Origin of the sequence: Stenotrophomonas sp. 22692 (genome assembly GCF_052045015.1) — a bacterium.
GTDB lineage: Bacteria > Pseudomonadota > Gammaproteobacteria > Xanthomonadales > Xanthomonadaceae > Stenotrophomonas > Stenotrophomonas geniculata.
In genome coordinates this window covers 83,211-106,801 of the sequence record NZ_JBQEMR010000010.1, presented here as the reverse complement: position 1 = coordinate 106,801, position 23,591 = coordinate 83,211, and the positions used below count along the sequence as shown (strand labels likewise).

Annotated in this window: 32 protein-coding genes; all 32 read right to left on the bottom strand. The window is 62.9% G+C overall.

The window, feature by feature from the left end; all coding sequences use genetic code 11:
* Positions 1–103: 103 nt before the first annotated feature.
* Positions 104–487, bottom strand: coding sequence for a 50S ribosomal protein L17 (gene rplQ / locus ACTJJM_RS10675; RefSeq protein ID WP_005408217.1), 384 nt, complete (start codon positions 485–487; stop codon positions 104–106).
* A 191-nt stretch (positions 488–678) separates the two neighbouring features.
* Complete coding sequence (locus tag ACTJJM_RS10670) at positions 679–1,677, bottom strand: DNA-directed RNA polymerase subunit alpha (protein WP_010483975.1); 999 nt, start codon at positions 1,675–1,677, stop codon at positions 679–681.
* A 55-nt stretch (positions 1,678–1,732) separates the two neighbouring features.
* Positions 1,733–2,362, bottom strand: coding sequence for a 30S ribosomal protein S4 (gene rpsD, locus ACTJJM_RS10665; RefSeq protein WP_004145446.1), 630 nt, complete (start codon positions 2,360–2,362; stop codon positions 1,733–1,735).
* A gap of 15 nt (positions 2,363–2,377) precedes the next feature.
* Positions 2,378–2,767 carry a 30S ribosomal protein S11 gene (gene rpsK, locus ACTJJM_RS10660; protein ID WP_004145443.1) on the bottom strand — a complete coding sequence of 130 codons (390 nt, stop codon included), beginning with the start codon at positions 2,765–2,767 and terminating at the stop codon, positions 2,378–2,380.
* Positions 2,768–2,778: 11 nt separating this feature from the next.
* Positions 2,779–3,135 carry a 30S ribosomal protein S13 gene (gene rpsM, locus ACTJJM_RS10655; RefSeq protein WP_004154500.1) on the bottom strand — a complete coding sequence of 119 codons (357 nt, stop codon included), beginning with the start codon at positions 3,133–3,135 and terminating at the stop codon, positions 2,779–2,781.
* 347 nt (positions 3,136–3,482) lie between these two features.
* Positions 3,483–4,850: a preprotein translocase subunit SecY gene (gene secY / locus ACTJJM_RS10650; RefSeq protein WP_005408215.1), complete on the bottom strand. Its 1,368-nt coding sequence runs from the start codon at positions 4,848–4,850 to the stop codon at positions 3,483–3,485.
* 7 nt (positions 4,851–4,857) lie between these two features.
* Positions 4,858–5,301 carry a 50S ribosomal protein L15 gene (rplO, locus tag ACTJJM_RS10645; protein ID WP_004154498.1) on the bottom strand — a complete coding sequence of 148 codons (444 nt, stop codon included), beginning with the start codon at positions 5,299–5,301 and terminating at the stop codon, positions 4,858–4,860.
* 6 nt (positions 5,302–5,307) lie between these two features.
* Positions 5,308–5,499, bottom strand: a complete 192-nt coding sequence (gene rpmD / locus ACTJJM_RS10640; protein ID WP_004154497.1) for a 50S ribosomal protein L30 — start codon at positions 5,497–5,499, stop codon at positions 5,308–5,310.
* Positions 5,492–6,034, bottom strand: a complete 543-nt coding sequence (gene rpsE, locus ACTJJM_RS10635) for a 30S ribosomal protein S5 (RefSeq protein WP_004145411.1) — start codon at positions 6,032–6,034, stop codon at positions 5,492–5,494. Before rpsE ends, rpmD begins: the two co-directional genes overlap by 8 nt.
* Before the next feature lie 161 nt (positions 6,035–6,195).
* Positions 6,196–6,549 carry a 50S ribosomal protein L18 gene (gene rplR / locus ACTJJM_RS10630; RefSeq protein WP_010483976.1) on the bottom strand — a complete coding sequence of 118 codons (354 nt, stop codon included), beginning with the start codon at positions 6,547–6,549 and terminating at the stop codon, positions 6,196–6,198.
* Positions 6,550–6,581: 32 nt separating this feature from the next.
* Entirely contained in the window at positions 6,582–7,106 is a 525-nt protein-coding gene (gene rplF, locus ACTJJM_RS10625) for a 50S ribosomal protein L6 (protein ID WP_010483977.1), read from the bottom strand.
* Between the two features lie 18 nt (positions 7,107–7,124).
* Positions 7,125–7,523 (bottom strand): 30S ribosomal protein S8, encoded by a 399-nt coding sequence (gene rpsH / locus ACTJJM_RS10620; RefSeq protein ID WP_005408210.1) that lies wholly within the window; start codon positions 7,521–7,523, stop codon positions 7,125–7,127.
* A 258-nt stretch (positions 7,524–7,781) separates the two neighbouring features.
* A complete protein-coding gene (gene rpsN, locus ACTJJM_RS10615; RefSeq protein WP_005408209.1) occupies positions 7,782–8,087 on the bottom strand; it encodes a 30S ribosomal protein S14 in 306 nt (101 codons plus the stop codon).
* Between the two features lie 18 nt (positions 8,088–8,105).
* On the bottom strand, positions 8,106–8,648 hold the full coding sequence (gene rplE, locus ACTJJM_RS10610) for a 50S ribosomal protein L5 (RefSeq protein WP_004154491.1): 543 nt from the start codon (positions 8,646–8,648) through the stop codon (positions 8,106–8,108).
* An 11-nt stretch (positions 8,649–8,659) separates the two neighbouring features.
* On the bottom strand, positions 8,660–8,977 hold the full coding sequence (gene rplX / locus ACTJJM_RS10605) for a 50S ribosomal protein L24 (protein ID WP_004154490.1): 318 nt from the start codon (positions 8,975–8,977) through the stop codon (positions 8,660–8,662).
* 16 nt (positions 8,978–8,993) lie between these two features.
* The gene (rplN, locus tag ACTJJM_RS10600; RefSeq protein ID WP_004145357.1) at positions 8,994–9,362 is read right to left on the bottom strand and encodes a 50S ribosomal protein L14; all 369 of its coding nucleotides are present in this window, start codon (positions 9,360–9,362) and stop codon (positions 8,994–8,996) included.
* Positions 9,363–9,374: 12 nt separating this feature from the next.
* Positions 9,375–9,644, bottom strand: coding sequence for a 30S ribosomal protein S17 (gene rpsQ, locus ACTJJM_RS10595; protein WP_004154489.1), 270 nt, complete (start codon positions 9,642–9,644; stop codon positions 9,375–9,377).
* 11 nt (positions 9,645–9,655) lie between these two features.
* Entirely contained in the window at positions 9,656–9,841 is a 186-nt protein-coding gene (gene rpmC / locus ACTJJM_RS10590; protein WP_004154487.1) for a 50S ribosomal protein L29, read from the bottom strand.
* Entirely contained in the window at positions 9,841–10,254 is a 414-nt protein-coding gene (rplP, locus tag ACTJJM_RS10585; protein WP_004154486.1) for a 50S ribosomal protein L16, read from the bottom strand. Before rplP ends, rpmC begins: the two co-directional genes overlap by 1 nt.
* A gap of 5 nt (positions 10,255–10,259) precedes the next feature.
* Positions 10,260–10,994, bottom strand: a complete 735-nt coding sequence (gene rpsC / locus ACTJJM_RS10580) for a 30S ribosomal protein S3 (protein WP_005415414.1) — start codon at positions 10,992–10,994, stop codon at positions 10,260–10,262.
* An 18-nt stretch (positions 10,995–11,012) separates the two neighbouring features.
* The gene (gene rplV, locus ACTJJM_RS10575; RefSeq protein ID WP_004145348.1) at positions 11,013–11,348 is read right to left on the bottom strand and encodes a 50S ribosomal protein L22; all 336 of its coding nucleotides are present in this window, start codon (positions 11,346–11,348) and stop codon (positions 11,013–11,015) included.
* Between the two features lie 12 nt (positions 11,349–11,360).
* Positions 11,361–11,630, bottom strand: coding sequence for a 30S ribosomal protein S19 (gene rpsS, locus ACTJJM_RS10570; RefSeq protein ID WP_004154485.1), 270 nt, complete (start codon positions 11,628–11,630; stop codon positions 11,361–11,363).
* A 6-nt stretch (positions 11,631–11,636) separates the two neighbouring features.
* Positions 11,637–12,464 (bottom strand): 50S ribosomal protein L2, encoded by an 828-nt coding sequence (rplB, locus tag ACTJJM_RS10565; RefSeq protein WP_004145339.1) that lies wholly within the window; start codon positions 12,462–12,464, stop codon positions 11,637–11,639.
* A 10-nt stretch (positions 12,465–12,474) separates the two neighbouring features.
* Positions 12,475–12,774, bottom strand: a complete 300-nt coding sequence (gene rplW / locus ACTJJM_RS10560; RefSeq protein WP_004145338.1) for a 50S ribosomal protein L23 — start codon at positions 12,772–12,774, stop codon at positions 12,475–12,477.
* Positions 12,771–13,376, bottom strand: coding sequence for a 50S ribosomal protein L4 (rplD, locus tag ACTJJM_RS10555; RefSeq protein WP_004145337.1), 606 nt, complete (start codon positions 13,374–13,376; stop codon positions 12,771–12,773). Before rplD ends, rplW begins: the two co-directional genes overlap by 4 nt.
* Positions 13,377–13,388: 12 nt before the next feature.
* Positions 13,389–14,039, bottom strand: coding sequence for a 50S ribosomal protein L3 (rplC, locus tag ACTJJM_RS10550; protein WP_004145336.1), 651 nt, complete (start codon positions 14,037–14,039; stop codon positions 13,389–13,391).
* Positions 14,040–14,050: 11 nt separating this feature from the next.
* The gene (gene rpsJ / locus ACTJJM_RS10545; RefSeq protein WP_005408208.1) at positions 14,051–14,362 is read right to left on the bottom strand and encodes a 30S ribosomal protein S10; all 312 of its coding nucleotides are present in this window, start codon (positions 14,360–14,362) and stop codon (positions 14,051–14,053) included.
* Positions 14,363–14,694: 332 nt separating this feature from the next.
* Positions 14,695–15,885 carry an elongation factor Tu gene (gene tuf / locus ACTJJM_RS10540; RefSeq protein ID WP_262102457.1) on the bottom strand — a complete coding sequence of 397 codons (1,191 nt, stop codon included), beginning with the start codon at positions 15,883–15,885 and terminating at the stop codon, positions 14,695–14,697.
* A 52-nt stretch (positions 15,886–15,937) separates the two neighbouring features.
* Entirely contained in the window at positions 15,938–18,079 is a 2,142-nt protein-coding gene (gene fusA, locus ACTJJM_RS10535) for an elongation factor G (protein ID WP_010480354.1), read from the bottom strand.
* A 141-nt stretch (positions 18,080–18,220) separates the two neighbouring features.
* The gene (gene rpsG / locus ACTJJM_RS10530) at positions 18,221–18,694 is read right to left on the bottom strand and encodes a 30S ribosomal protein S7 (RefSeq protein ID WP_004145321.1); all 474 of its coding nucleotides are present in this window, start codon (positions 18,692–18,694) and stop codon (positions 18,221–18,223) included.
* A 12-nt stretch (positions 18,695–18,706) separates the two neighbouring features.
* Positions 18,707–19,081 (bottom strand): 30S ribosomal protein S12, encoded by a 375-nt coding sequence (gene rpsL / locus ACTJJM_RS10525; RefSeq protein WP_004145320.1) that lies wholly within the window; start codon positions 19,079–19,081, stop codon positions 18,707–18,709.
* A 283-nt stretch (positions 19,082–19,364) separates the two neighbouring features.
* Positions 19,365–23,588 carry a DNA-directed RNA polymerase subunit beta' gene (gene rpoC, locus ACTJJM_RS10520; protein WP_010480372.1) on the bottom strand — a complete coding sequence of 1,408 codons (4,224 nt, stop codon included), beginning with the start codon at positions 23,586–23,588 and terminating at the stop codon, positions 19,365–19,367.
* Positions 23,589–23,591: the final 3 nt, after the last annotated feature.

Below are 23,591 nucleotides of genomic sequence, written 5' to 3'. Positions count from 1 at the left end.
CGAGCGTAGCGGATACGGAAACGCCGGGCATGGCCCGGCGCTACCAGAACGCAAAAGCCCGGCAGAGGCCGGGCTTTCGCTGTGTCGCGTTCGAGCAGTCCGATTACTCGGCCACTTCCTCGGCCACGACCGGACGGTCGACCAGCTCGACGTAGGCCATCGGCGCGTTGTCGCCGGCGCGGAAGCCGCACTTCAGCAGACGCAGGTAGCCGCCCGGACGGTTCGCGTAGCGCGGGCCCAGGATGGTGAACAGGTTGCCCACGGCTTCGTTGTCGCGCAGACGGGCGAAGGCCAGACGGCGGTTGGCGACGGAGTCGACCTTGGCCAGGGTGATCAGCGGCTCGGCAACGCGGCGCAGTTCCTTGGCCTTCGGCAGGGTGGTCTTGATCAGCTCGTGCTTGAACAGCGAGGCGGCCATGTTCTTGAACATCGCTTCGCGGTGGGCGCTGGTGCGGCTGAACTTACGGCCAGACTTCTGGTGACGCATGGTGATATTCCTTGGTTAATGATGAGGCTGTGCGGATCGTTGTCGCCTTCCTGGCGTTGCTGCGCGGACTGCGGTTGGTCCTGGTCGCCCGTCCTGGACGACCTGCCCCGCGAACCTGCGGTTCGTCGTGGCATGTTGTGTTGCGTTGAAGGCCCCACCGCGAACGGTGGAGCCTTCAGGCATTACCGATATCAGCCCAGCATGCCGTGGCTGGCGACACCGGCCGGCGGCCAGTTCTCCAGCTTCATGCCGAGCGACAGGCCGCGCTGAGCCAGCACTTCCTTGATCTCGGTGAGCGACTTCTTGCCCAGGTTCGGGGTCTTCAGCAGCTCCACTTCGGTCTTCTGGATCAGATCGCCGATGTAGTAGATGCTTTCAGCCTTCAGGCAGTTGGCCGAACGCACGGTCAGCTCCAGATCGTCGATCGGGCGCAGCAGCACCGGATCCACGCCGTTGTTGGCCGGCTTCGCCGCACCGCGGTCGCGGTGGGTGAAGTCACCGAACACCGACAGCTGGTCGCTGAGGATGTCGGCGGCGGTGCGCACGGCTTCCTCGGCGTCGATGGTGCCGTTGGTCTCGATATCGATGACCAGCTTGTCCAGGTCGGTACGCTGTTCGACGCGGGCCGCTTCAACGGCATAGGCGACGCGGCGGACCGGCGAGAACGAGGCATCCAGGACCAGGCGGCCGATGGCACGGGTTTCTTCGTCCGGACGACGACGCGCGGCAGCCGGCTGGTAGCCGAAACCACGTTCGATCTTCAGACGCATGTTGATCGCCGTATCCTTGGTCAGGTGGCAGATCACGTGTTCGCCGTTCAGGATCTCCACATTGTGGTCGACCTTGATATCGGCAGCGGTGACAACGCCCGGGCCCTGCTTGGACAGGGACAGGGTGGCGCTGTCGCCGGAGTGCATACGGATGGCCACGTCCTTCAGGTTCAGCAGGACTTCGAGCACGTCCTCCTGCAGACCTTCGACCGTGGTGTACTCATGCAACACGCCGTCGATTTCGACTTCCGTGATGGCGAAGCCCGGGATGGACGACAGCAGCACGCGACGCAGGGCATTACCCAGCGTATGCCCGTAACCCCGCTCCAAAGGTTCGATAACGACCTTTGCACGGGTGTCGGTAAGGCGTTCGATCTGCGGACCGCGAGGACGCAGAACCTGGTTGGCGGTAACCGTCATGTTGCGGGTTCTCCTAGTGAACCCCCGGCCGTCGCCGGGGGCTCTCCAATGTGAATTACTTCGAATACAGCTCGACGATCAGCGCTTCGTTGATGTCCGCAGGCAGATCCGAACGATCCGGAACAGCCTTGAAGATGCCGGTGAACTTGCCGGAATCCACTTCAACCCACGACGGGCTCAGGTCATGCTGGGCGGCGACGGTCAGGGCTTCCTGGACGCGCAGCTGCTTGGCAGCCTTTTCAGACAGGGCGATGGCGTCGCCAGCCTTGACCTGGTACGAAGCCAGGTTGACCGACTTGCCATTCACGGTGACGCCGCGGTGCGACACCAGCTGACGGGCAGCCGGACGGGTCACGGCGAAGCCCATGCGGTAGACGACGTTGTCCAGGCGGGTTTCCAGCAGCTGCAGCAGGTTCTCGCCGGTGTTGCCCTTCTTGGTCGAGGCCTTCTTGTAGTAGTTGCGGAACTGACGCTCCAGCAGGCCGTAGATACGCTTGACCTTCTGCTTTTCACGCAGCTGGGTGGCGTAGTCGGACAGCTTGCCCTTGCGGGCAGTGGCGCCGTGCTGGCCGGGCTTCTGCTCCAGCTTGCACTTGGAGTCCAGCGCACGCGCCGGGCTCTTCAGGGACAGGTCGGCGCCTTCGCGACGGGCGAGCTTACAGGTAGGACCGATATAACGAGCCATTTCTTATCGCTCCCTTTAGACGCGACGCTTCTTCGGCGGACGGCACCCGTTGTGCGGGATAGGCGTCACGTCGATGATGTTGGTGATCTTGTAGCCGACGTTGTTCAACGAACGCACGGCCGACTCACGGCCCGGACCCGGGCCCTTGATGCGGACTTCCAGCGACTTCACGCCGTAGTCCAGCGCAGCACGACCGGCCTTTTCAGCAGCCACCTGGGCAGCGAACGGGGTCGACTTGCGCGAACCGCGGAAGCCAGCGCCACCGGAGGTCGCCCACGACAGAGCGTTGCCCTGGCGGTCGGTGATGGTGACGATGGTGTTGTTGAACGAAGCGTGGACGTGGGCAACGCCGTCGGTGACGACGCGCTTGATCTTCTTCTTGGTCTTAGCAGCGGGCTTAGCCATTTCTCAGTCCCTTACTTCTTGATCGCCTTGCGCGGACCCTTGCGGGTGCGGGCGTTGGTACGGGTGCGCTGGCCACGCAGCGGGAGGCCACGACGGTGACGCAGGCCGCGGTAGCAGCCCAGGTCCATCAGGCGCTTGATCGCGATGCCGATCTCACGGCGCAGATCGCCTTCCACGATGTACTTGCCGACTTCGGCGCGCAGGCGCTCGATTTCCGGCTCCGACAGATCGCGGATCTTGGTGGTCGAAGCAACGCCTGCGACTTCGCAGACCTTCTTCGAACGGGTACGGCCGATGCCGTAAATGCTTTGCAACCCGACCCAGACGTGCTTCTGGGCTGGCAGGTTGACGCCTGCAATACGCGCCATGACGCGGTTCTCCAGCTGAGTGATGGCCGACAGCGCGCCTCGGGCACGCCAATCCGGCAGGATGGATCAAAAAAGTGAACTAGCGATACTAACAAGGTTCCGGTTTACATGGAAGCCCGTGAAACCATTGGTTTCATGAACCCGGCCTGGGGAGTGTGCCCAGGCTCCGGCGCCGGATGGGGTTGGACCTGGGGTTTCCCCCGGAGCCGCCCGCGCTACTCCAGCGCGGGACCACCTCATCACACCCCCACCCGGAACCGCTGCGGGGGCCGCCCTTCGTTTGTGTGGCCGGAGTCCGCGAAGCGGAGGGACCATCACGTCAGGAAGACGAAAGTATAACAGGCCAATCAGCCGCGGGCAAAACCGCCGCGGTTGCCGCCCTTCAGGTTGGCCTTCTTCAGCAGGCTCTCGTACTGGTGGGACATCAGGTGCGCCTGCACTTGGGCGATGAAGTCCATCACCACCACCACCACGATCAGCAGCGAAGTACCGCCGAAGTAGAACGAGGCGTTCAGCTGCGTGCGCATCAGTTCCGGCAGCAGGCAGACGATCACCAGGTACGCCGAGCCGGCCGCGGTCAGGCGGGTCAGCACGCCGTCGATGTAGTCGGCAGTGGCCTTGCCCGGACGGATGCCCGGAATCAGCGCGCCCGACTTCTTCAGGTTGTCGGCAGTTTCCTGCGAGTTGAACACCAGCGCGGTGTAGAAGAACGCGAAACCGGTGATCAGCGCGGCGAAGACGATCATGTGCAGCGGCTCGCCCGGGCCCAGCGCGTTGGCGACCTTCTGCAGGACCTGGCCGAAGCTGCTCTGGTTGGCGGCCTGGCCGGACCACATGGCCAGGGTGGCCGGGAAGGCCAGCAGGCTCGAGGCGAAGATCGCCGGGATGACGCCGGCCATGTTGAGCTTCAGCGGCAGGAACGAGGTCTGGTTCATGTACGCATTGCGACCGCCCTGGCGGCGCGCGTAGTTGACCGTGATCCGGCGCTGGCCACGCTCGACGAACACCACGAAGAAGGTGAAGGCGAGCACGACGATGGCGATCAGCAGCAGCTGGATGAACTGGATGTTGCCGTCGCGGTAGGCGTCGAAGGTGTGGATGATCGCACCCGGCAGGCCAGCGACGATACCGGCGAAGATGATCAACGACACACCGTTGCCGATGCCGCGCTCGGTGACCTGCTCACCGACCCACATCAGGAACATTGTGCCGGCGGTCAGCGCGACCACGGCGGTGAGCACGAAGCCCATGCCCGGTGCGTACACGACCGGAGCGCCCGACGGCGAGACCTGGCCCTGCAGGGCCAGCGCGATCGAACCGCCCTGCACCACTGCCAGCAGCACGGCGCCGATGCGCGAATACTGGGTGATCTTGCGGCGGCCGGACTCACCTTCCTTCTGCATCGCCTTCAGGGCGGGGAAGATGTGCACGGCCAGCTGCATCACGATCGATGCCGAGATGTACGGCATCACGTTCAGCGCGAAGATGCTGAAACGGTGCAGGGCGCCGCCCGAGAACATGTTGAACATGTCCACGATGCCGCCGCCCTGCTGTTGCATCATGGCAAGCATGGCATCGGGATTGACGCCCGGCACCGGCACGTAGCAGCCGATGCGATAGACGATCAAAGCCCCGACGACGAACAGCAAACGTTGGCGAAGTTCAGTGAACTTGCCCATTCCGCCCGCGAGGTTACCGATGCCAGCTTGCGCCATGATTTTCTTACTCCGTTACGCTGCCGCCGGCAGCTTCGATCGCGGCCTTGGCACCCGCCGTGGCAGCGATACCCTTCAGGGTGAACGCCTTGGTCACTTCGCCCTTGACGACGACCTTGGCCTTCTTCGCAGTGCTCGGGACCAGCTTGGCAGCACGCAGGGCGGCGAAGTCGATCTCACCGGCCGGCAGCTTGTCCAGCGCGTACAGCAGCACTTCAGCGGTGTCCTTGGCGATCGGCGAACGGAAGCCGATCTTCGGCAGACGACGCTGCATGGGGGTCTGGCCGCCTTCGAAGCCAGCCTTGATCTTGCCGCCACCCTTACGGGCGAACGAACCCTTGTGGCCGCGGCCGGCAGTCTTGCCCAGGCCCGAGCCGATACCGCGACCGACGCGGGTGCGCTCGGTGCGGGCGCCCGGTGCCGGGCTCAGTTCATTGAGACGCAGAGTCATGATCGATTACTCCTCAACCTTGACGAGGTAGTGAACGGTGTTGATCAGACCGCGAACCTGCGGGCTGTCCTTCAGTTCACGCACATCGTTGAGCTTGTTCAGACCCAGAGCACGCACCGACAGGCGGTGACGCGACTGGGTACCACGCAGGCCGCGCACCAGGCGCACCTTCACAGTCTTGTTGGACTCATTAGCCATGGTTGAGTTCCTCCACCTTCTTGCCGCGCTTGGCCGCGATGCGGGCCGGCGACTGCGCAGCAGACAGGCCCTTCACGGTGGCACGCACCAGGTTGATCGGGTTGCGCGAACCGGTGGCCTTGGCCAGCACGTTCTTCACGCCAACGGCTTCCAGCACGGCGCGCATGGCACCGCCGGCGATGACGCCGGTACCTTCCGAAGCCGGCTGCATGAACACGCGGGCTGCGCCGTGACCATCCTTGATGGTGTGCCACAGGGTGCCGTTGTTCAGGTCAACGCTGACCAGGTTCTTGCGGGCCTGCTCCATCGACTTCTGGATGGCGACCGGCACTTCGCGGGCCTTGCCATAGCCGAAACCGACCTTGCCTTCACCGTCGCCGACCACGGTCAGGGCGGTGAAGGTGAACTGGCGGCCACCCTTGACGGTCTTGCTGACGCGGTTGACCGCGACCAGCTTTTCGATCATGCCGTCGTCGACTTTCTCTTCGCGGTTACGGTCGCGATCGCGACCCCGCTGCTGACGCTCTTCTGCCATTTTGATTCCTTGGTAGTTTGGGTATGTACGGCTCGAGGCCGCTTATGGTTGTGGAATGTCGCGTTGTTCCGGTGGACCACTGCAGAAGAGTGGCGCCGTCCCGCCTCACTCAGGCGGGCGAGCAGGCGGACAGGAGACCACAGGTCCCCTGCCCTTATCCCTTAGAACTGCAGGCCGGCTTCGCGGGCGGCTTCTGCCAGGGCCTTGATGCGGCCGTGGTAGCGGTAGCCCGAACGATCGAAGGCAACCTTCTCGATGCCGGCGGCCTTGGCGCGCTCGGCAACGATGCGGCCGACCTTGGCGGCGGCGTCGGCGTTCTTGCCGTTCTTCAGGCCTTCCATGACGTCGGTCTGGGTGGTGTTGGCGGCAGCCAGCACCTTGGAACCGTCGGCGGTGAAGACCTGGGCGTACAGGTGCTGGCCGGTGCGCAGCACCGACAGGCGGGCGACGCCGAGCTCACGGATGTGGGCGCGGGTCGACTTGGCGCGACGCAGGCGGGCGATGTTCTTGTTCATGATGTTTTTCCTTTGAAAGCGGAAGTGCCTAATTAGGCCTTCTTGGCTTCCTTACGGATGATGACTTCGTCGGAGTACTTCACGCCCTTGCCCTTGTACGGCTCCGGCTTGCGGAACGCACGGATCTTGGCGGCAACTTCACCGACGACCTGCTTGTCAGCGCCCTGGACCAGGATCTCGGTCTGGGTCGGGGTGGTGATGGTGATGCCTTCCGGCGCCACGAACACGACCGGGTGCGAGAAACCGAGCGACAGGCTCAGGTCCTTGCCCTGCATGGCAGCACGGTAACCCACGCCGACCAGCTCCAGCTTGCGCTCGAAGCCTTCGGACACGCCCTTGACCATGTTGGCCAGGATCGCACGCACGGTACCGGTCAGTGCGACCAGCTCGGCGTTCTCGGTGCTCAGGGTGGCAACGCCGTTGTCGACGTTGATGGCAATACCGGCCGGCTTGGCCAGCGACAGGGAGCCCTTCGGGCCCTTGGCGGTGACGCTGTCCGACTGGACGTTCAGTTCAACCTTACCCAGGTCGATCGGCTTCTTGGCTACGCGGGACATAGTTCTACTCCTTTCGCCTTAGGCCACGAAGCACAGGACTTCGCCGCCGACGCCCAGCTGGCGCGCCTGCGCATCAGTCATGATGCCCTTGGAGGTGGAAATGATGGAGATACCCAGGCCGTTCATGACCTTCGGCAGCTCGCTCTTGCCGCGGTACTGGCGCAGGCCCGAACGCGAGAAGCGCTTCAGGGTCGCGATGACCGGCTTGCCTTCGAAATACTTCAGCACGATTTCCAGCTCGGACTTGTTGTTCTCCAGCTGGGTCACGCGCAGGTCGGTGATGTAACCCTCGTCCTTCAGGACCTGGGCGATCGCAACCTTGATCTTGGACGACGGGGCTTTCACCGTCTGCTTGCCAACCGCGGCCGCATTCTTGATGCGGACCAGCAGGTCGGCGATGGGATCAGTCATGCTCATATGAGTACCTTTGAGTGCACCGATATCCGCTTTCGCGAAAATCTGTTGTCTCCTGGAAACGGGCCAGGTCCCTTGATGCAGCGGGCCGAAAGCCCACTCCTACAACCCCGTTTGCACAGGGCAAGACGCGGGAGTATACGCCAAAAGAGCCCGGCTTGCGCCGGGCTCTTCGGTTTTTTTACGTCGGGAAGGCTGAACGCCTCCCCTGCCCGGTTCAGGAACCCCCGGAGGGGCTCCTGATCGCAGGGCCGGCTGGGATTACCAGCTGGCCTTGCGCAGACCCGGGACGTCGCCACGCATGGTGGCTTCACGCAGCTTGTTACGGCCCAGGCCGAACTTGCTGTAGACGCCACGCGGACGACCCGACAGCTCGCAACGGTTGCGCTGACGGCTCGGCGACGAATCGCGCGGCAGCTTGGCCAGCTTGGTTGCGGCGTCGATCTTCTCTTCGTAGGTCGCGTCCACGGAGGACACGATCTTCTTCAGAGCTGCACGCTTTTCAGCGTACTTCTTTGCCAGCTTTTCCCGCTTGATGTCGCGGTTGACCATGGAGGTCTTTGCCATTTCGGTTTCCTCGACAGATCAGTTACGGAACGGGAACTTGAACGCTGCCAGCAGCGCCTTCGCTTCCGCATCGGTCTTCGCAGTGGTGGTGATGGCGATATCCATACCGCGGATCGCGTCGACGGCGTCGAAGTCGATTTCCGGGAAGATGATCTGCTCCTTCACACCCATGTTGAAGTTGCCGCGGCCGTCGAAGGAACGACCGGAAACACCACGGAAGTCGCGCACGCGCGGCAGCGAGATGTTGATCAGGCGATCCAGGAACTCGTACATCTTGTGGCGACGCAGCGTGGTCTTGCAGCCGATCGGCCAACCATCACGGATCTTGAACGACGCAACCGACACACGCGACTTGGTGACAACCGGCTTCTGGCCGGAAATCTTGGTCATGTCGCCGACGGCGTTTTCCAGGATCTTCTTGTTGGTGGCCGCTTCGCCGACACCCATGTTCAGGGTGACCTTGACCAGCTTCGGCACTTCCATCGGATTGGTGTAGCCGAACTGCTTCATCAGCGCCGGCACCACTTCGTCCTTGTAGAACTTTTCGAGACGGGAACTCATCTTCTCATTCCTCAGGCGTCGAGCGCCTCACCGCTGGAGCGGAACACACGCAGTTTGCGTCCATCCTCCAGCACCTTGAAGCCAACGCGTTCGCCCTTGCCCGAAGCCGGGTTCAGAACATTCACGTTGGAGATATGGATCGAAGCTTCGCGCTCGACCACGCCGCCGGCAACACCTGCCTGCGGGTTCGGCTTGGTGTGGCGCTTGACGATGTTCACGTTGGCGACGACCACACGGTCGCCGTCGACGCGGACGACTTCGCCCTGCTTGCCCTTGTCCTTGCCAGCGTTGACGACAACCTGGTCGCCCTTCTTGATACGGTTAGCCATGATTATCTCCTGTCGCTCACAGCACTTCGGGAGCGAGCGAGACGATCTTCATGAACTTCTCCGAACGAAGTTCACGGGTCACCGGCCCGAAGATACGGGTACCGATCGGCTCCTGCTTGCTGTTCAGCAGAACGGCAGCGTTGCCGTCGAAGCGGATCAGCGAGCCGTCGGCGCGACGCACACCCTTGCGGGTACGCACCACGACGGCGTCATACACTTCACCCTTCTTGACCTTGCCGCGCGGAATCGCATCCTTCACGGTGACCTTGATGATGTCGCCGATGCCGGCGTAACGGCGCTTGGAACCACCCAGCACCTTGAAGCACATCACCTGCTTGGCACCCGAATTGTCCGCGACGTCAAGGTAGCTCTGCATCTGGATCATGATTCAGACTCCTTATTCAGCCGCACGCGTGATGACTTCCACCACGCGCCAGTTCTTGGTCTTGGACATCGGAGCAATCTCGGTCACGCGGACGACATCGCCTTCCTTGCAGGCGTTGTCGGCATCGTGGGCGTGCAGCTTCGTCGAGCGCTTGATGTACTTGCCGTACAACGCGTGCTTGACCTGACGCTCAACCAGGACGGTAACCGTCTTGTCCATCTTGTTGCTGACGACACGGCCTTCGACCGTGCGCAGCGTCTTCTTTTCAGTATTGTCGCTCATAGCGGCCATCCTTACTTCGTGCTGCCGAGCAGGGTCTTGACGCGAGCAATCTCGCGACGGACCCGGCGAATGTCGTGGGTCTTCGGCAGCTGGCCGGTGACCTGCTGCATACGGACAGAGAACTGTTCCTTACGCAGGTCGATCAGGTGGGCCTTGAGTTCGTCAGCCGACTTTTCACGGAGAGTTTTGATATCCATCAGCGCACCGTACGGGTCACGAAAGTGGTGGTGACCGAGAGCTTGGCGGCGGCCAGGCGGAACGCCTCGCGAGCCACTTCCTCGGAAACACCCTCGATTTCATAGATCATGCGGCCGGGCTGGATCTGGGCCACCCAGTATTCCACGTTACCCTTACCAGAACCCATTCGGACTTCGATGGGCTTCTTGGTGATGGGCTTGTCGGGGAACACGCGGATCCACATCTTGCCGCCGCGCTTGACGTAGCGGCTGATCGAGCGGCGGGCCGCTTCGATCTGACGCGCGGTCAGCTGACCGTGTGCGGTTGCCTTCAGGCCGTATTCGCCGAAGCTGACAGCGTTGGCGCTCCAGCTCAGGCCATCGTTACGGCCCTTGTGTACCTTGCGGTACTTGGTTCGCTTGGGTTGCAACATTGTCGTTACCTCGCTTCACGGGCCGGGCGCTGACGGTCACCACGGTCGCCGCGATCGTGACGATCGTTGCGCGACGGGGTGTCGTCCTGCTTTTCCTGGCCAACCTGGGAGAAATCGAAGACCTCGCCCTTGTAGATCCAGACCTTGATGCCGATGATGCCGTAGGTCGTCTTGGCTTCAGCGAAGCCATAGTCGATGTCGGCACGCAGGGTGTGCAGCGGCACGCGGCCTTCGCGGTACCACTCCGAACGGGCGATTTCTGCACCGTTGAGGCGGCCACCAACGTTGACCTTGATGCCCAGGGCACCCAGGCGCATCGCGTTGCCGACCGAGCGCTTCATTGCACGGCGGAACATGATGCGACGCTCCAGCTGCTGGGCGATCGACTCGGCAACGAGCTGCGCGTCCAGTTCCGGCTTGCGCACTTCGGTGACGTTGATGTGCGCCGGGACGCCCATCATTTCGCTCACTTCCTTGCGCAGCTTCTCGATGTCCTCACCGCGCTTGCCGATCACCACGCCCGGACGGGCGGTGTGGATCGTCACGCGAGCGGTCTTGGCCGGACGCTCGATCAGGATCTTGCTGATGCCGGCCTGAGCCAGCTTCTTGCGCAGCATGTCGCGCACTTTCAGGTCGGCTGCCAGGTAACCAGCGAACTCGGCCTTGTTGGCGTACCACTTGGAGTTCCAGTCCTTGGAAATGCCGAGGCGGATACCAATCGGATGAACTTTATGACCCATGGTCTTTTCCTTATCCGCTTACTTGGCGGCGCCCACAACCACAGTGATGTGGCTGGTGCGCTTGAGGATGCGGGTACCGCGGCCTTTCGCCCGCGCCATGAAACGCTTCAGGGTCGGACCTTCATCAACCATGATGGTCTGAACCTTCAGCTCGTCGACGTCGGCGCCCTGGTTGTTTTCGGCATTTGCAATAGCCGACTCCACCACCTTCTTGATCAGGTGGGCAGCCTTCTTGTCCGAGAACTTCAGCAGGTTGACCGCACGCTCGGCCGGCAGACCGCGCACCTGGTCAGCGACCAGACGAGCCTTCTGCGGGGAGATGCGCGCAGTGCGCAGGATGGCTTTCGCTTCCATTGTCATCTCTCCTTACTTGCCCGACTTCTTGTCACCACCGTGACCCTTGAAGGTCCGGGTGATGGCAAATTCGCCGAGCTTGTGGCCGACCATGTTCTCGTTGACGAGAACCGGGATGTGGTTCTTGCCGTTATGCACGGCAATGGTGACGCCTACCATGTCAGGCAGGATCATCGAACGGCGCGACCAGGTCTTGATCGGCTTCTTGCTGCCCGCAGCGGCCTCCACCTTCTTGACGAGGTGGTGATCGACGAACGGGCCCTTCTTGAGTGAACGTGCCATGGTCGATTAGCCCCTACGATCGCGGACGATGAACTGCTGAGTGCGCTTGTTATGGCGCGTCTTGTAACCCTTGGTCGGGACACCCCACGGGGTGACCGGATGCGGATTACCCTGGCCGGCCTTCGCCTCACCACCACCGTGCGGGTGGTCAACCGGGTTCATGGCAGCACCACGAACGGTCGGGCGGACGCCGCGCCAACGCTTGGCACCGGCCTTGCCCAGCTTTTCCAGGCTGTGCTCGTCGTTGCCGACTTCGCCGATGGTGGCGCAGCACTCGACCGGAACCTTGCGCATTTCACCCGAGCGCAGGCGCAGGGTGGCGTAGATGCCTTCACGAGCCACCAGCTGCACGGCCGCACCCGCGGCGCGAGCGATCTGAGCGCCCTTGCCCGGCTTCAGTTCGATGCAGTGGATGGTGGTGCCGACCGGGATGTTGCGCAGCGGCAGGGTGTTGCCGGCCTTGATCGGGGCATCCGAACCAGCGATCACCTGATCACCAGCCTTCAGGCCCTTCGGGGCGATGATGTAGCGACGCTCACCGTCGACGTAGCACAGCAGAGCGATGTGCGCGGTGCGGTTCGGATCGTATTCGATGCGTTCCACGCGCGCCGGGATGCCCAGCTTGTTGCGCTTGAAGTCGATGATGCGGTAGTGCTGCTTGGCACCACCACCGACGTGACGCACGGTGATGCGGCCATGGTGGTTACGACCACCCGAGCGGCTCTGCGACTCGACCAGCGCAGCGTGCGGAGCACCCTTGTGCAGGTCGGGAGTGACCACGCGCACGGCCGAACGGCGGCCGGGGGAAGTGGGCTTGAATTTCATCAATGGCATGGGATGTACCTCAGGCCTTGGCCGTTACATCGATCGACTGGCCATCGGCCAGGCGAACGTACGCCTTGCGCCAATCGCCGCGGCGGCCAGCACGGTTACGGAAGGACTTGTTCTTGCCCTTGACGTTGACCACGTTGACGGCTTCGACCTTGACGTCGAACAGCTGCTCAACCGCGGCCTTTACATCGGCCTTGGTGGCTTCGTTCGAAACTTCGAAGACATACTGGTTGGAGAGTTCCTGCAGGCGCGCGGTCTTTTCGGAGACACGCGGGGCACGCAGCACGCTGAAGATTTTTTCGTTGCTGTTCATGCCAGCCACTCCTCGACCTTCTTGACCGCGTCAGCGGTGATGACGACCGTGTCGGCACCCACCAGCGAGACCGGATCCAGACCCTGGACGTCACGCACCTGCACGTACGGCAGATTGCGGGCGGACAGGTACAGGTGCTCGGACGCTTCTTCGGTGACGATCAGCGGGCGCTTGCCCACTTCCAGGCCGGCCAGCTTGGCGATCAGACCCTTCGTGTTGGTCACTTCGACGTCGAAGGACTCCACGATGGTCAGACGGCCCTGACGGTTCAGCTCGGACAGGATCGCGCACATGGCGGCACGGTACTGCTTACGATTGACCTTCTGCTCGAAGCTGCGCGGCTTGGCCGCGAAGGTGACACCGCCGCCGACGAAGATCGGAGCCGTCAGTGCGCCATGACGCGCGCCGCCGCCCTTCTGCTTCTTCGACTTCTTGGTGGTACCAGCCACTTCGGAGCGAGTCTTCTGTGCCTTGGTGCCGGCGCGACCGGCGTTGCGGTAGGCAACGACGACCTGGTGGACCAGATCTTCGCTGAAATCGCGACCGAACACGGCGTCGGAGACCGAGACCTTGTTGTTGCTACCCGTGATAACGAGTTCCATCGTCATCTCTCCTTATGCCTTGCTCGCCGGACGGACGATCACGTCGCCACCCGCCGCGCCCGGAACGGCGCCGCGAACGGCGATCAGACCGCGCTCGACGTCGACCTTGACCACTTCCAGGTTCTGGGTGCTCTGCTGCACCGCGCCCATGTGGCCCGACATCTTCTTGCCCGGGAAAACGCGACCCGGGGTCTGGCGCTGACCCAGCGAACCCGGCGCGCGATGCGACAGCGAGTTACCGTGGGTTGCATCGCCCATACGGAAGTTGTGGCGCTTGATGGTGCCCTGGAAGCCCTTACCCTTGGTGACACCCTGGACGTCGACGATCTGGCCGACTTCGAAGATGTCCGCCTTGACTTCGCCGCCAACGGCGAAATCGCCGAGCTGCGCGTCTTCAACGCGGAATTCCCACAGGCCACGACCCGCTTCCACCTTCGCCTTGGCGAAGTGGCCGGCTTCCGGCTTGTTGACCAGGGCAGCGCGACGCGCGCCGACGGTCACCTGCACGGCGCTGTAGCCGTCGGTTTCGACGGTCTTGATCTGCGCGATGCGGTTCGGGGTTGCTTCGATCAGGGTCACCGGGATGGAGCGGCCATCTTCAGTGAACACGCGGCTCATGCCGGCCTTGCGGCCCACGAAGCCCAACGAATACTTCTTCGTCATGGTCGTAGTCCTCAGGTCAGCTTGATCTGAACGTCGACGCCGGCAGCCAGTTCGAGCTTCATCAGCGCGTCCACGGTCTTGTCATTCGGGTCAACGATATCGAGCACGCGCTTGTGCGTGCGGGTCTCGTACTGGTCACGCGCGTCCTTGTCGACGTGCGGGGAAACGAGAACGGTGTAACGCTCGATCTTGGTCGGCAGCGGGATCGGGCCACGCACTTGCGCGCCGGTCCGCTTTGCCGTTTCAACGATCTCGCTGGCCGAACGGTCGATCAGACGATGATCGAACGCTTTCAGCCGGATCCGGATCTTTTGGTCCGCCATGGCGGTAGGTTCCTTCGTTAAAAGAGCGACAGACAAAGCCTCTGGGTTGCTTTGTCCCATGAAATTCCTGAATACGGACGGCCCACACTCCTGCAGGCCGACAAGGTCACTCCATAGACCTCAAAAACGTAGGCAGACCCGTTCCCAGGCCTGCCCAGACGTAGAAGCATAATGGCACGCAAGGCAGCTGTCAACAGTCGCCTGTTGACGCCGCCTGAATGGCATTGACCCTTCCTGGTCCGGGGAACACAAGGCACATCCTGTGCCTGCTTTCCCATTTGATACGCCCCGATGCCCTACCCAGGCAACATCGGGGCGCAGATACTACCAGATTACTCGATGATCTTCGAGACCACGCCGGCGCCGACGGTACGGCCGCCTTCGCGGATGGCGAAGCGCAGGCCTTCGTCCATTGCCACCGGGTTGATCAGGGTGACGACCATCTTGACGTTGTCACCCGGCATCACCATTTCGACGCCTTCCGGCAGTGCAGCTGCGCCGGTGATGTCGGTGGTGCGGAAGTAGAACTGCGGACGGTAGCCGTTGAAGAACGGGGTGTGACGGCCGCCTTCGTCCTTCGACAGGACGTAGACTTCGCCTTCGAACTTGGTGTGCGGCTTGATCGAACCCGGCTTGGCCAGGACCTGGCCACGCTCGACGTCGTCACGCTTGGTGCCGCGCAGCAGCAGGCCAGCGTTGTCGCCTGCCTGACCCTGGTCCAGCAGCTTGCGGAACATTTCAACGCCGGTCACGGTGGTCTTCTGCACCGGACGGATGCCGACGATTTCGATTTCGTCGCCAACCTTGATCACGCCGCGCTCGATACGACCGGTCACCACGGTGCCGCGGCCCGAGATCGAGAACACGTCTTCCACCGGCATCAGGAACGGCTTGTCGATCGCGCGCTCCGGCTCCGGGATCCAGCTGTCCAGGGCGTCGACCAGCTTCAGGATGGCCGGCACGCCGATGTCGCTCTGGTCGCCTTCCAGCGCCAGGCGGGCCGAACCGGCGATAATCGGGGTGTCGTCGCCCGGGAACTCGTACTTGCTCAGCAGTTCACGCACTTCCATCTCGACCAGCTCGAGCAGCTCGGCGTCGTCAACCATGTCGGCCTTGTTCAGGAACACGACGATGTACGGCACGCCGACCTGACGCGACAGCAGGATGTGCTCGCGGGTCTGCGGCATCGGGCCGTCAGCGGCCGAGCACACCAGGATCGCGCCGTCCATCTGGGCGGCACCGGTGATCATGTTCTTGACGTAGTCAGCGTGGCCCGGGCAATCGACGTGGGCGTAGTGACGGACCGGGGATTCGTATTCGACGTGCGCGGTCGAGATCGTGATACCACGCGCCTTTTCTTCCGGCGCGGCGTCGATCGAGGAGTAATCCTTGAACTCGCCACCGAAGCGCTCGGCACCGATCTTGGTCAGTGCAGCGGTCAGCGTGGTCTTGCCGTGATCGACGTGACCGATGGTGCCGACGTTGACGTGCGGCTTGGTGCGCTCGAACTTACCCTTTGCCATTGTTCTATACCTTGATTGTTCGTAAGTGGTTTCAAGAGAGGCTGAGCGAGGCTCAGCCCTTCTTCATGACGGCTTCGGCGATGTTGGTCGGCGCCGGCTCGTAGTGATCGAATTCCATGGTGAAGGTGGCGCGGCCCTGGGTCTGCGAACGCAGCGCAGTGGCGTAGCCGAACATTTCACCCAGCGGGATCATCGCGTTGATGATGCTGGCCGAACCGTCACCGGTGGTGTCGGAACCCTGCAGCACGCCGCGACGACGGCTGACGTCGCCCATCACGTCACCCTGGTAATCCTCCGGGGTCACGATCTCGACCTTCATGATCGGCTCCAGCAGCACTGGCTTGGCCTTGGCGAAGCCCTGCTTGAAGGCCATCGACGAAGCCAGCTTGAACGCCATTTCCGAAGAGTCGACGTCGTGGTACGAACCGAACACCAGCTTCACCTTGACGTCCACGACCGGGAAGCCAGCCAGCGGGCCGCTGGTGATGGTTTCGCGCAGGCCCTTTTCAACCGACGGAATGAATTCCTTCGGGATCACGCCGCCGGTGATGTCGTTGATGAACAGGAAGTCGTCCTTGATCATCGGAGCGATCTTCGGATCGGCACGATCTTCAGCGGTGATCGGCGACAGCTCGATCACGACGTGACCGTACTGACCCTTACCACCGGACTGCTTGGCGTGCTTGTAGTCCGACTTGACGTCGGCCAGGGTGATGGTTTCGCGGTAGGCCACCTGCGGCGCGCCGACGTTGGCTTCAACGTTGAACTCGCGCTTCAGGCGGTCGACGATGATGTCCAGGTGCAGCTCGCCCATGCCCGAGATGATGGTCTGACCGGATTCTTCGTCGGTCTTGACGCGGAACGACGGATCTTCCTGCGCCAGACGGCCCAGGGCCAGACCCATCTTTTCCTGGTCCGACTTGGTCTTCGGCTCGACGGCCATCGAGATCACCGGCTCCGGGAACGTCATGCGCTCCAGGATGATCGGGGCGTCCACGGCGCACAGGGTGTCACCGGTGGTGGTGTCCTTCAGGCCCACGGCAGCGGCGATGTCACCGGCCAGAACTTCCTTGATTTCCTCGCGGTTGTTCGAGTGCATCTGCAGGATGCGGCCGATGCGCTCCTTCTTGCCCTTCACCGAGTTCAGCACGGTGTCGCCACCGTTCAGGGTGCCCGAGTAGACACGGAAGAAGGTCAGCGCGCCGACGAACGGGTCGGTGATGATCTTGAAGGCCAGCGACGAGAACGGAGCCTTGTCGTCCGACTTGCGGGTCATTTCGACGGTGTCGTCGTCAACGTCCACGCCCTTCACGTCCGGCACGTCGACCGGCGACGGCAGCAGCTGGATCACGCCGTCCAGCATGGCCTGCACGCCCTTGTTCTTGAAGGCCGAGCCGCAGTACATCGGCACGATTTCAGTGGCCAGGGTGCGGGTACGCAGCGCATTGATGATTTCAGCCTCGGCCAGCTCTTCGCCGCCCAGGTACTTTTCCATCAGCTCTTCGCTGGCTTCGGCAGCGGTCTCGACCATGAACTGGCGAGCCTCTTCAGCCGGGCCCTGCAGTTCGGCCGGGATTTCACCGTACTCGAACTTCATGCCCTGCGAAGCCTCATCCCAATGGATGGCCTTCATCTTCAGCAGGTCGACAACGCCCTTGAAGTTGTCTTCAGCGCCGATCGGCAGCTGCATCGGCACGGCAACCGCGCCCAGCTTGGCCTTCAGCTGGCCGACGACCTTCTGGAAGTTGGCACCGGTGCGGTCCATCTTGTTGACGAACGCGATGCGCGGCACGTGGTACTTGTTGGCCTGGCGCCACACGGTTTCCGACTGCGGCTGCACGCCACCGACGGCGCACAGGACGAAGACGGCACCGTCGAGCACGCGCAGCGAGCGCTCCACTTCGATGGTGAAGTCGACGTGCCCGGGGGTGTCGATGATGTTGAAGCGGTGCTCCGGCAGGGACTTGTCCATGCCCTTCCAGAACGCGGTGGTGGCAGCGGACTGGATCGTGATGCCACGCTCCTGCTCCTGCTCCATCCAGTCCATGGTGGCGGCGCCGTCGTGCACTTCACCGATCTTGTGGCTCTTGCCGGTGTAGAACAGGATGCGCTCGGACGTGGTGGTCTTGCCGGCATCGATGTGAGCCATGATGCCGAAGTTACGGTAACGCTCGATGGGAGTGGAACGGGCCACGGGAGCCTCTCAGATTTCTTGGATTTCGGATGGCCGAACGCCGCCTTTCGGCGGCCTTCGGATTGGCGCAGCCCTTCTGGGACCGCGAGGCAGCACGCACCGAAGTGGTGCTGCCCTGCCTGTTTTACAAGGCCGTCAAACTCACCAGCGGTAGTGGGCGAATGCCTTGTTGGCTTCGGCCATGCGGTGGGTTTCTTCGCGCTTCTTGATGGCGCCGCCACGGTTTTCCGAGGCGTCGATCAGTTCAGCAGCCAGCTTCTTCGGCATGGTGTTCTCACCACGCTTGCGCGCGGAGTCGATCAGCCAGCGCATGGCCAGAGCCATCTTGCGCGACGAACGCACTTCGACCGGCACCTGGTAGGTGGCACCACCGACGCGGCGCGACTTGACTTCGACCGCCGGAGCGACGTTGTCCAGAGCCTTCTGCACCAGCTCAATGGCGTTGGCGCTGCTGTTCTTCTCGGTGATCACGTCCATGGCGCCGTACACGATCTTTTCGGCGACGGACTTCTTGCCGCTCTGCATGACCATGTTGATGAAGCGGGCGATGGTTTCGCTTCCGTGCTTCGGATCGGGCAGGACGGAACGCTGCGGAGTATTACCCTTACGCGACATAGTGCTCTCTCCTTATGCCTTCGGACGCTTGGCGCCGTACTTGGAACGGGCCTGGCGACGCTTGGCAACGCCGGCGGCGTCGAGCGAGCCACGAACGGTGTGGTAACGCACACCCGGCAGGTCCTTGACGCGACCGCCGCGGATCAGGACCACGGAGTGCTCCTGCAGGTTGTGGCCTTCACCACCGATGTAGGAAATCACTTCTTCCTGGTTGGTCAGGCGGACCTTGGCAACCTTGCGCAGAGCCGAGTTCGGCTTCTTCGGAGTGGTGGTGTAGACACGGGTGCAGACGCCACGGCGCTGCGGGCACTTGTCGAGCGCCGGCGAGGCACTCTTGTAGGTGGTCGCTTGCCGCGGCTTGCGGACCAGCTGGTTGATCGTCGCCATCAGTAGGTTCTTCTGATTGGTGGCCGGAAAATCCGACCAGAGATGCGGAAATGTTAAAGCAGGCCAAAATTCTGGCCTGCTGAGACAGACGATTGTAGCAACCCGTCAGGAAAGCAGTCAAACGCCTCCTGTCAAGCCCGTTCCTGATCCTGGAACGTTACTGGGGGGCCTCCATGTACCCCGTTCAGGTTGGCCGGGGCGATCGCGGACGACCTCCCCTGCCCTTTCCCTACCCGTCGATGAACCGACGGGGTGGTCCGGCCTTGCGGCCGGACCGGCTACCTCATTCTTCGCCGGACGCCTGTTCAGCTTCAGCTTCAACGGCCGGAGCCTCGACTGCAGCCGGGGTGCCGGTCAGGGCCTGCATCTCCGAGTCGGTCAGACCCGAAGCGCCGCGGCGGCGGCTGCTGTGGTACGACAGACCGGTACCGGCCGGGATCAGGCGGCCCACGATCACGTTTTCCTTCAGACCGCGCAGGTTGTCCTTGGTACCGCGGACGGCCGCTTCGGTCAGCACGCGGGTGGTTTCCTGGAACGACGCGGCCGAGATGAACGATTCGGTCGCCAGCGAGGCCTTGGTGATACCCAGCAGGACCGGATCGAAGTGCGCCGGCAGCTCGTTGCGGGTCGACAGGCGCGCATTCTCCTCGATAACGCGCTGACGCTCCACCTGCTCGCCGTTCAGGAACTTGCTGCTGCCCTGGTCGGTGATCTCGACCTTGCGCAGCATCTGGCGGGTGATCACCTCGATGTGCTTGTCGTTGATCTTCACGCCCTGCAGGCGGTACACGTCCTGGATTTCCTTCACCAGGTAGGCCGCCAACGGTTCGACACCCAGCAGGCGCAGGATGTCCTGCGGGCTCGGCTCGCCGTCCACGATGGTTTCACCCTTGGTGACATGCTCGCCTTCGAACACGATGACCTGGCGGTACTTCGGAATCAGCTCTTCGTGCTCCGAACCATCGGTGTCCTTGATGATCAGGCGCTGCTTGCCCTTGGTGTCCTTGCCGAAGCTGATGATGCCCGAACGCTCGGCCAGCACCGCCGGATCCTTCGGCTTGCGCGCTTCGAACAGATCGGCCACGCGCGGCAGACCACCGGTGATGTCGCGGGTCTTCGACGCTTCCTGCGGAATCTTGGCGACCACGTCACCCACGCCGACGGCAGCGCCGTCCTGCAGGTTGACGATCGAGCGCGGCGGCAGCAGGTACTGCGCCGGCAGGTCGGTGCCCGGAATCGACAGGTCGTTGCCCTTGGCGTCGACGATGCGCACGATCGGGCGCAGATCCTTGGCCTGGGTACCACGACGCTTCGGATCGGTGATTTCGCGCGAAGCAAGGCCGGTCAGCTCGTCGGTCTTCTCGATGACGGTGATGCCGTCGACGAAGTCGATGAAGCGGATGAAGCCGGCCACTTCCGACACGATCGGGTGGTTATGCGGATCCCAGTTGGCCACGGTCTGGCCCGCCTTGATCGCATCACCGTCCTTGGACGTGATGGTCGCACCGTACGGCAGCTTGTAACGCTCACGCTCACGGCCGTGGGCATCGAGCACCGAGATTTCGCCCGAGCGCGACACTGCCACCAGCGAGCCGTTGGCATGCTCGACGGACTTGAGGTTGCTGAACTTGACCGAGCCGGTGGTCTTGACGGTGATGTTGTCGACCGCAGCAGCTCGCGACGCCGCACCACCGATGTGGAACGTACGCATGGTCAGCTGGGTACCCGGCTCACCGATGGACTGGGCGGCGATGACGCCGACCGCTTCACCGATGTTGACCAGGTGACCACGGGCCAGATCGCGGCCGTAGCAGCGCGAGCAGACACCGAAGGCCGATTCGCAGGAGATGGTCGAGCGGACCTTGATGGTCTGCACGCCGGCATCTTCCAGCTTGGCAACCCAGGCTTCGTCCAGCAGGGTGTTGCGGGTGACGATCGGATCTTCGTCGTTGCCCGGCAGGAACACGTCCTCGGCAACCACGCGACCCAGCACGCGGTCCTTCAGCGGCTCGACCACGTCGCCGCCTTCCACGATCGGGGTCATGATCAGGCCTTCGGTGGTACCGCAATCCACCTCGGTGATCACCACGTCCTGCGCGACGTCGACCAGACGACGGGTCAGGTAACCCGAGTTCGCGGTCTTCAGCGCGGTATCAGCCAGACCCTTACGGGCACCGTGGGTGGAGTTGAAGTACTCCTGCACGTTCAGGCCTTCGCGGAAGTTCGCCTTGATGGGCGTCTCGATGATCGAGCCGTCCGGACGGGCCATCAGGCCGCGCATGCCGGCCAGCTGACGGATCTGCGCCTGCGAACCACGCGCACCGGAGTCAGCCATGATGTACAGCGAGTTCATCGACTTCTGGTCGATGGTCTCACCCTTGGCGTTGACCACCTTCTCGGTACCGATGGTGTCCATCATCGCCTTGGCGATGCGCTCGTTGGTGCGCGACCAGATGTCGACCACCTTGTTGTAGCGCTCGCCGGCGGTAACCAGGCCCGACTGGTACTGCTCCTGGATTTCCAGCACTTCGGCTTCGGCCTCGGTGAGGATGCCCTTCTTCTCGTCCGGGATCAGCATGTCGTCGATGCCGATGGAGACGCCGGCGCGGGTCGCATAGGCGAAGCCGGTGTACATCAGCTTGTCGGCGAACACGACCGTGTCCTTCAGGCCCAGCTGGCGGTAGCTGGAGTTGATCAGGCGGCTGATGTTCTTCTTGGTCAGCTCGACATTGGCCAGCGCGAACGGCAGGCCTTCCGGCAGGATTTCAGCCAGCAGGGCACGACCGATCGTGGTGTCCACGATCGAGGTCTTGTTCTGCTTGTTGCCGTCTTCGTCGGTCACCACCTCGGTGATGCGGACCTTGACCTTGGCGTGCAGTTCCACCACGCGGTTGTCATAGGCACGCTTGACTTCGGCGATGTTGGCGAAGGCCATGCCCTCGCCCTTCTTGTTTTCCAGCGAGCGGGTCATGTAGTACAGACCCAGCACGACGTCCTGCGACGGCACGATGATCGGCTCGCCGTTGGCCGGCGACAGGATGTTGTTGGTGGACATCATCAGCGCACGCGCTTCCAGCTGGGCTTCCAGCGAGAGCGGCACGTGGACGGCCATCTGGTCACCGTCGAAGTCGGCGTTGAACGCGGTGCAGACCAGCGGATGCAGCTGGATGGCCTTGCCTTCGATCAGCACCGGCTCGAACGCCTGGATGCCCAGACGGTGCAGGGTCGGCGCACGGTTCAGCATCACCGGATGCTCGCGGATGACCTCTTCCAGGATGTCCCAGACTTCGGCTTCTTCGCGCTCGACCAGCTTCTTGGCAGCCTTGATGGTGGTGGCCAGGCCACGACGCTGCAGCTTGGCGAAGACGAACGGCTTGAACAGCTCGAGCGCCATCTTCTTCGGCAGGCCGCACTGGTGCAGGCGCAGGTACGGACCGACCACGATGACCGAACGGCCCGAGTAGTCGACGCGCTTGCCGAGCAGGTTCTGGCGGAAGCGACCCTGCTTGCCCTTGATCATGTCGGCCAGCGACTTCAGCGGGCGCTTGTTGGTGCCGGTGATGGCACGGCCACGACGGCCGTTGTCCAGCAGCGCATCGACCGATTCCTGCAGCATGCGCTTTTCATTGCGCACGATGATGTCCGGCGCGCTCAGTTCGAGCAGGCGGCGCAGGCGGTTGTTGCGGTTGATGACGCGGCGGTACAGGTCGTTCAGGTCGGAGGTCGCGAAGCGGCCGCCATCCAGCGGGACCAGCGGACGCAGGTCCGGCGGCAGCACCGGCAGCACGGTCATGACCATCCATTCCGGACGGTTGCCCGATTCCAGGAAGGCTTCGATCAGCTTGATGCGCTTGGTGAGGCGCTTGAGCTTGGTTTCCGAACCGGTAGCGGCGATTTCCTCGCGCAGGCGGGTCATTTCCGACTGCAGGTCGATGGTGCGCAGCAGTTCGTACACGGCCTCGGCGCCCATGGCGGCGTCGAAGTCGTCACCGTGCTCCTGGCGGGCCTGCAGGTACTGTTCTTCGGTCAGCAGCTGGCGGCGTTCCAGGGCGGTCAGGCCCGGCTCGGTCACCACGTAGGCTTCGAAGTACAGCACGCGCTCGATGTCGCGCAGGGTCATGTCCAGCATCAGGCCGATGCGCGACGGCAGCGACTTCAGGAACCAGATGTGCGCGACCGGCGAGGCCAGGTCGATGTGGCCCATGCGCTCGCGACGCACCTTGGCCAGGGTCACTTCGGTGCCGCACTTTTCGCAGACCACGCCGCGGTGCTTCATGCGCTTGTACTTGCCGCACAGGCACTCGTAGTCCTTCACCGGGCCGAAGATGGCGGCGCAGAACAGGCCGTCGCGTTCCGGCTTGAAGGTACGGTAGTTGATGGTTTCCGGCTTCTTCACTTCGCCGAAGGACCACGAACGGATCAGGTCCGGCGAAGCCAGCGCGATCTTGATCGCGTCGAAGTCCAGCGTCTGGCGCTGCTGGTTGAAGAGGTTGAGCAGGTCTTTCATGGT

Excerpts from the sequence above, each read along its gene's own strand:
- rpsN (WP_005408209.1), bottom strand. The coding sequence starts at position 8,087 with ATGGCAAAGACCTCCATGGTCAACCGCGACATCAAGCGGGAAAAGCTG.
- rplX (WP_004154490.1), bottom strand. The coding sequence starts at position 8,977 with ATGGCTAACCGTATCAAGAAGGGCGACCAGGTTGTCGTCAACGCTGGC.
- rpsM (WP_004154500.1), bottom strand. The coding sequence starts at position 3,135 with ATGGCGCGTATTGCAGGCGTCAACCTGCCAGCCCAGAAGCACGTCTGG.
- rpsK (WP_004145443.1), bottom strand. The coding sequence starts at position 2,767 with ATGGCTAAGCCCGCTGCTAAGACCAAGAAGAAGATCAAGCGCGTCGTC.
- rpmC (WP_004154487.1), bottom strand. The coding sequence starts at position 9,841 with ATGGATATCAAAACTCTCCGTGAAAAGTCGGCTGACGAACTCAAGGCC.
- rpsQ (WP_004154489.1), bottom strand. The coding sequence starts at position 9,644 with ATGAGCGACAATACTGAAAAGAAGACGCTGCGCACGGTCGAAGGCCGT.
- rpsE (WP_004145411.1), bottom strand. The coding sequence starts at position 6,034 with ATGGCAGAAGAGCGTCAGCAGCGGGGTCGCGATCGCGACCGTAACCGC.
- rplE (WP_004154491.1), bottom strand. The coding sequence starts at position 8,648 with ATGAGTTCCCGTCTCGAAAAGTTCTACAAGGACGAAGTGGTGCCGGCG.
- rplB (WP_004145339.1), bottom strand. The coding sequence starts at position 12,464 with ATGCCATTGATGAAATTCAAGCCCACTTCCCCCGGCCGCCGTTCGGCC.
- rpsJ (WP_005408208.1), bottom strand. The coding sequence starts at position 14,362 with ATGGCGGACCAAAAGATCCGGATCCGGCTGAAAGCGTTCGATCATCGT.
- rplN (WP_004145357.1), bottom strand. The coding sequence starts at position 9,362 with ATGATCCAGATGCAGAGCTACCTTGACGTCGCGGACAATTCGGGTGCC.
- rpsD (WP_004145446.1), bottom strand. The coding sequence starts at position 2,362 with ATGGCTCGTTATATCGGTCCTACCTGTAAGCTCGCCCGTCGCGAAGGC.
- rpmD (WP_004154497.1), bottom strand. The coding sequence starts at position 5,499 with ATGGCTAATGAGTCCAACAAGACTGTGAAGGTGCGCCTGGTGCGCGGC.
- rplW (WP_004145338.1), bottom strand. The coding sequence starts at position 12,774 with ATGAACAGCAACGAAAAAATCTTCAGCGTGCTGCGTGCCCCGCGTGTC.
- rpsS (WP_004154485.1), bottom strand. The coding sequence starts at position 11,630 with ATGGCACGTTCACTCAAGAAGGGCCCGTTCGTCGATCACCACCTCGTC.
- rplC (WP_004145336.1), bottom strand. The coding sequence starts at position 14,039 with ATGACGAAGAAGTATTCGTTGGGCTTCGTGGGCCGCAAGGCCGGCATG.
- rplO (WP_004154498.1), bottom strand. The coding sequence starts at position 5,301 with ATGACTCTGCGTCTCAATGAACTGAGCCCGGCACCGGGCGCCCGCACC.
- rpsH (WP_005408210.1), bottom strand. The coding sequence starts at position 7,523 with ATGAGCATGACTGATCCCATCGCCGACCTGCTGGTCCGCATCAAGAAT.
- rplQ (WP_005408217.1), bottom strand. The coding sequence starts at position 487 with ATGCGTCACCAGAAGTCTGGCCGTAAGTTCAGCCGCACCAGCGCCCAC.
- tuf (WP_262102457.1), bottom strand. The coding sequence starts at position 15,885 with ATGGCAAAGGGTAAGTTCGAGCGCACCAAGCCGCACGTCAACGTCGGC.
- rplF (WP_010483977.1), bottom strand. The coding sequence starts at position 7,106 with ATGTCCCGCGTAGCCAAGAAGCCGATCGACCTGGGTAAGGTTGAACTG.
- rplR (WP_010483976.1), bottom strand. The coding sequence starts at position 6,549 with ATGAACAAGAACATCGCCCGCCTGCGTCGCGCCAAGTCGACCCGCGCC.
- secY (WP_005408215.1), bottom strand. The coding sequence starts at position 4,850 with ATGGCGCAAGCTGGCATCGGTAACCTCGCGGGCGGAATGGGCAAGTTC.
- rpsG (WP_004145321.1), bottom strand. The coding sequence starts at position 18,694 with ATGTCGCGTAAGGGTAATACTCCGCAGCGTTCCGTCCTGCCCGATCCG.
- rpsC (WP_005415414.1), bottom strand. The coding sequence starts at position 10,994 with ATGGGTCATAAAGTTCATCCGATTGGTATCCGCCTCGGCATTTCCAAG.
- rpoC (WP_010480372.1), bottom strand. The coding sequence starts at position 23,588 with ATGAAAGACCTGCTCAACCTCTTCAACCAGCAGCGCCAGACGCTGGAC.
- rplV (WP_004145348.1), bottom strand. The coding sequence starts at position 11,348 with ATGGAAGCGAAAGCCATCCTGCGCACTGCGCGCATCTCCCCGCAGAAG.
- rplP (WP_004154486.1), bottom strand. The coding sequence starts at position 10,254 with ATGTTGCAACCCAAGCGAACCAAGTACCGCAAGGTACACAAGGGCCGT.
- ACTJJM_RS10670 (WP_010483975.1), bottom strand. The coding sequence starts at position 1,677 with ATGACGGTTACCGCCAACCAGGTTCTGCGTCCTCGCGGTCCGCAGATC.
- rplD (WP_004145337.1), bottom strand. The coding sequence starts at position 13,376 with ATGGAACTCGTTATCACGGGTAGCAACAACAAGGTCTCGGTCTCCGAC.
- rpsL (WP_004145320.1), bottom strand. The coding sequence starts at position 19,081 with ATGGCGACGATCAACCAGCTGGTCCGCAAGCCGCGGCAAGCGACCACC.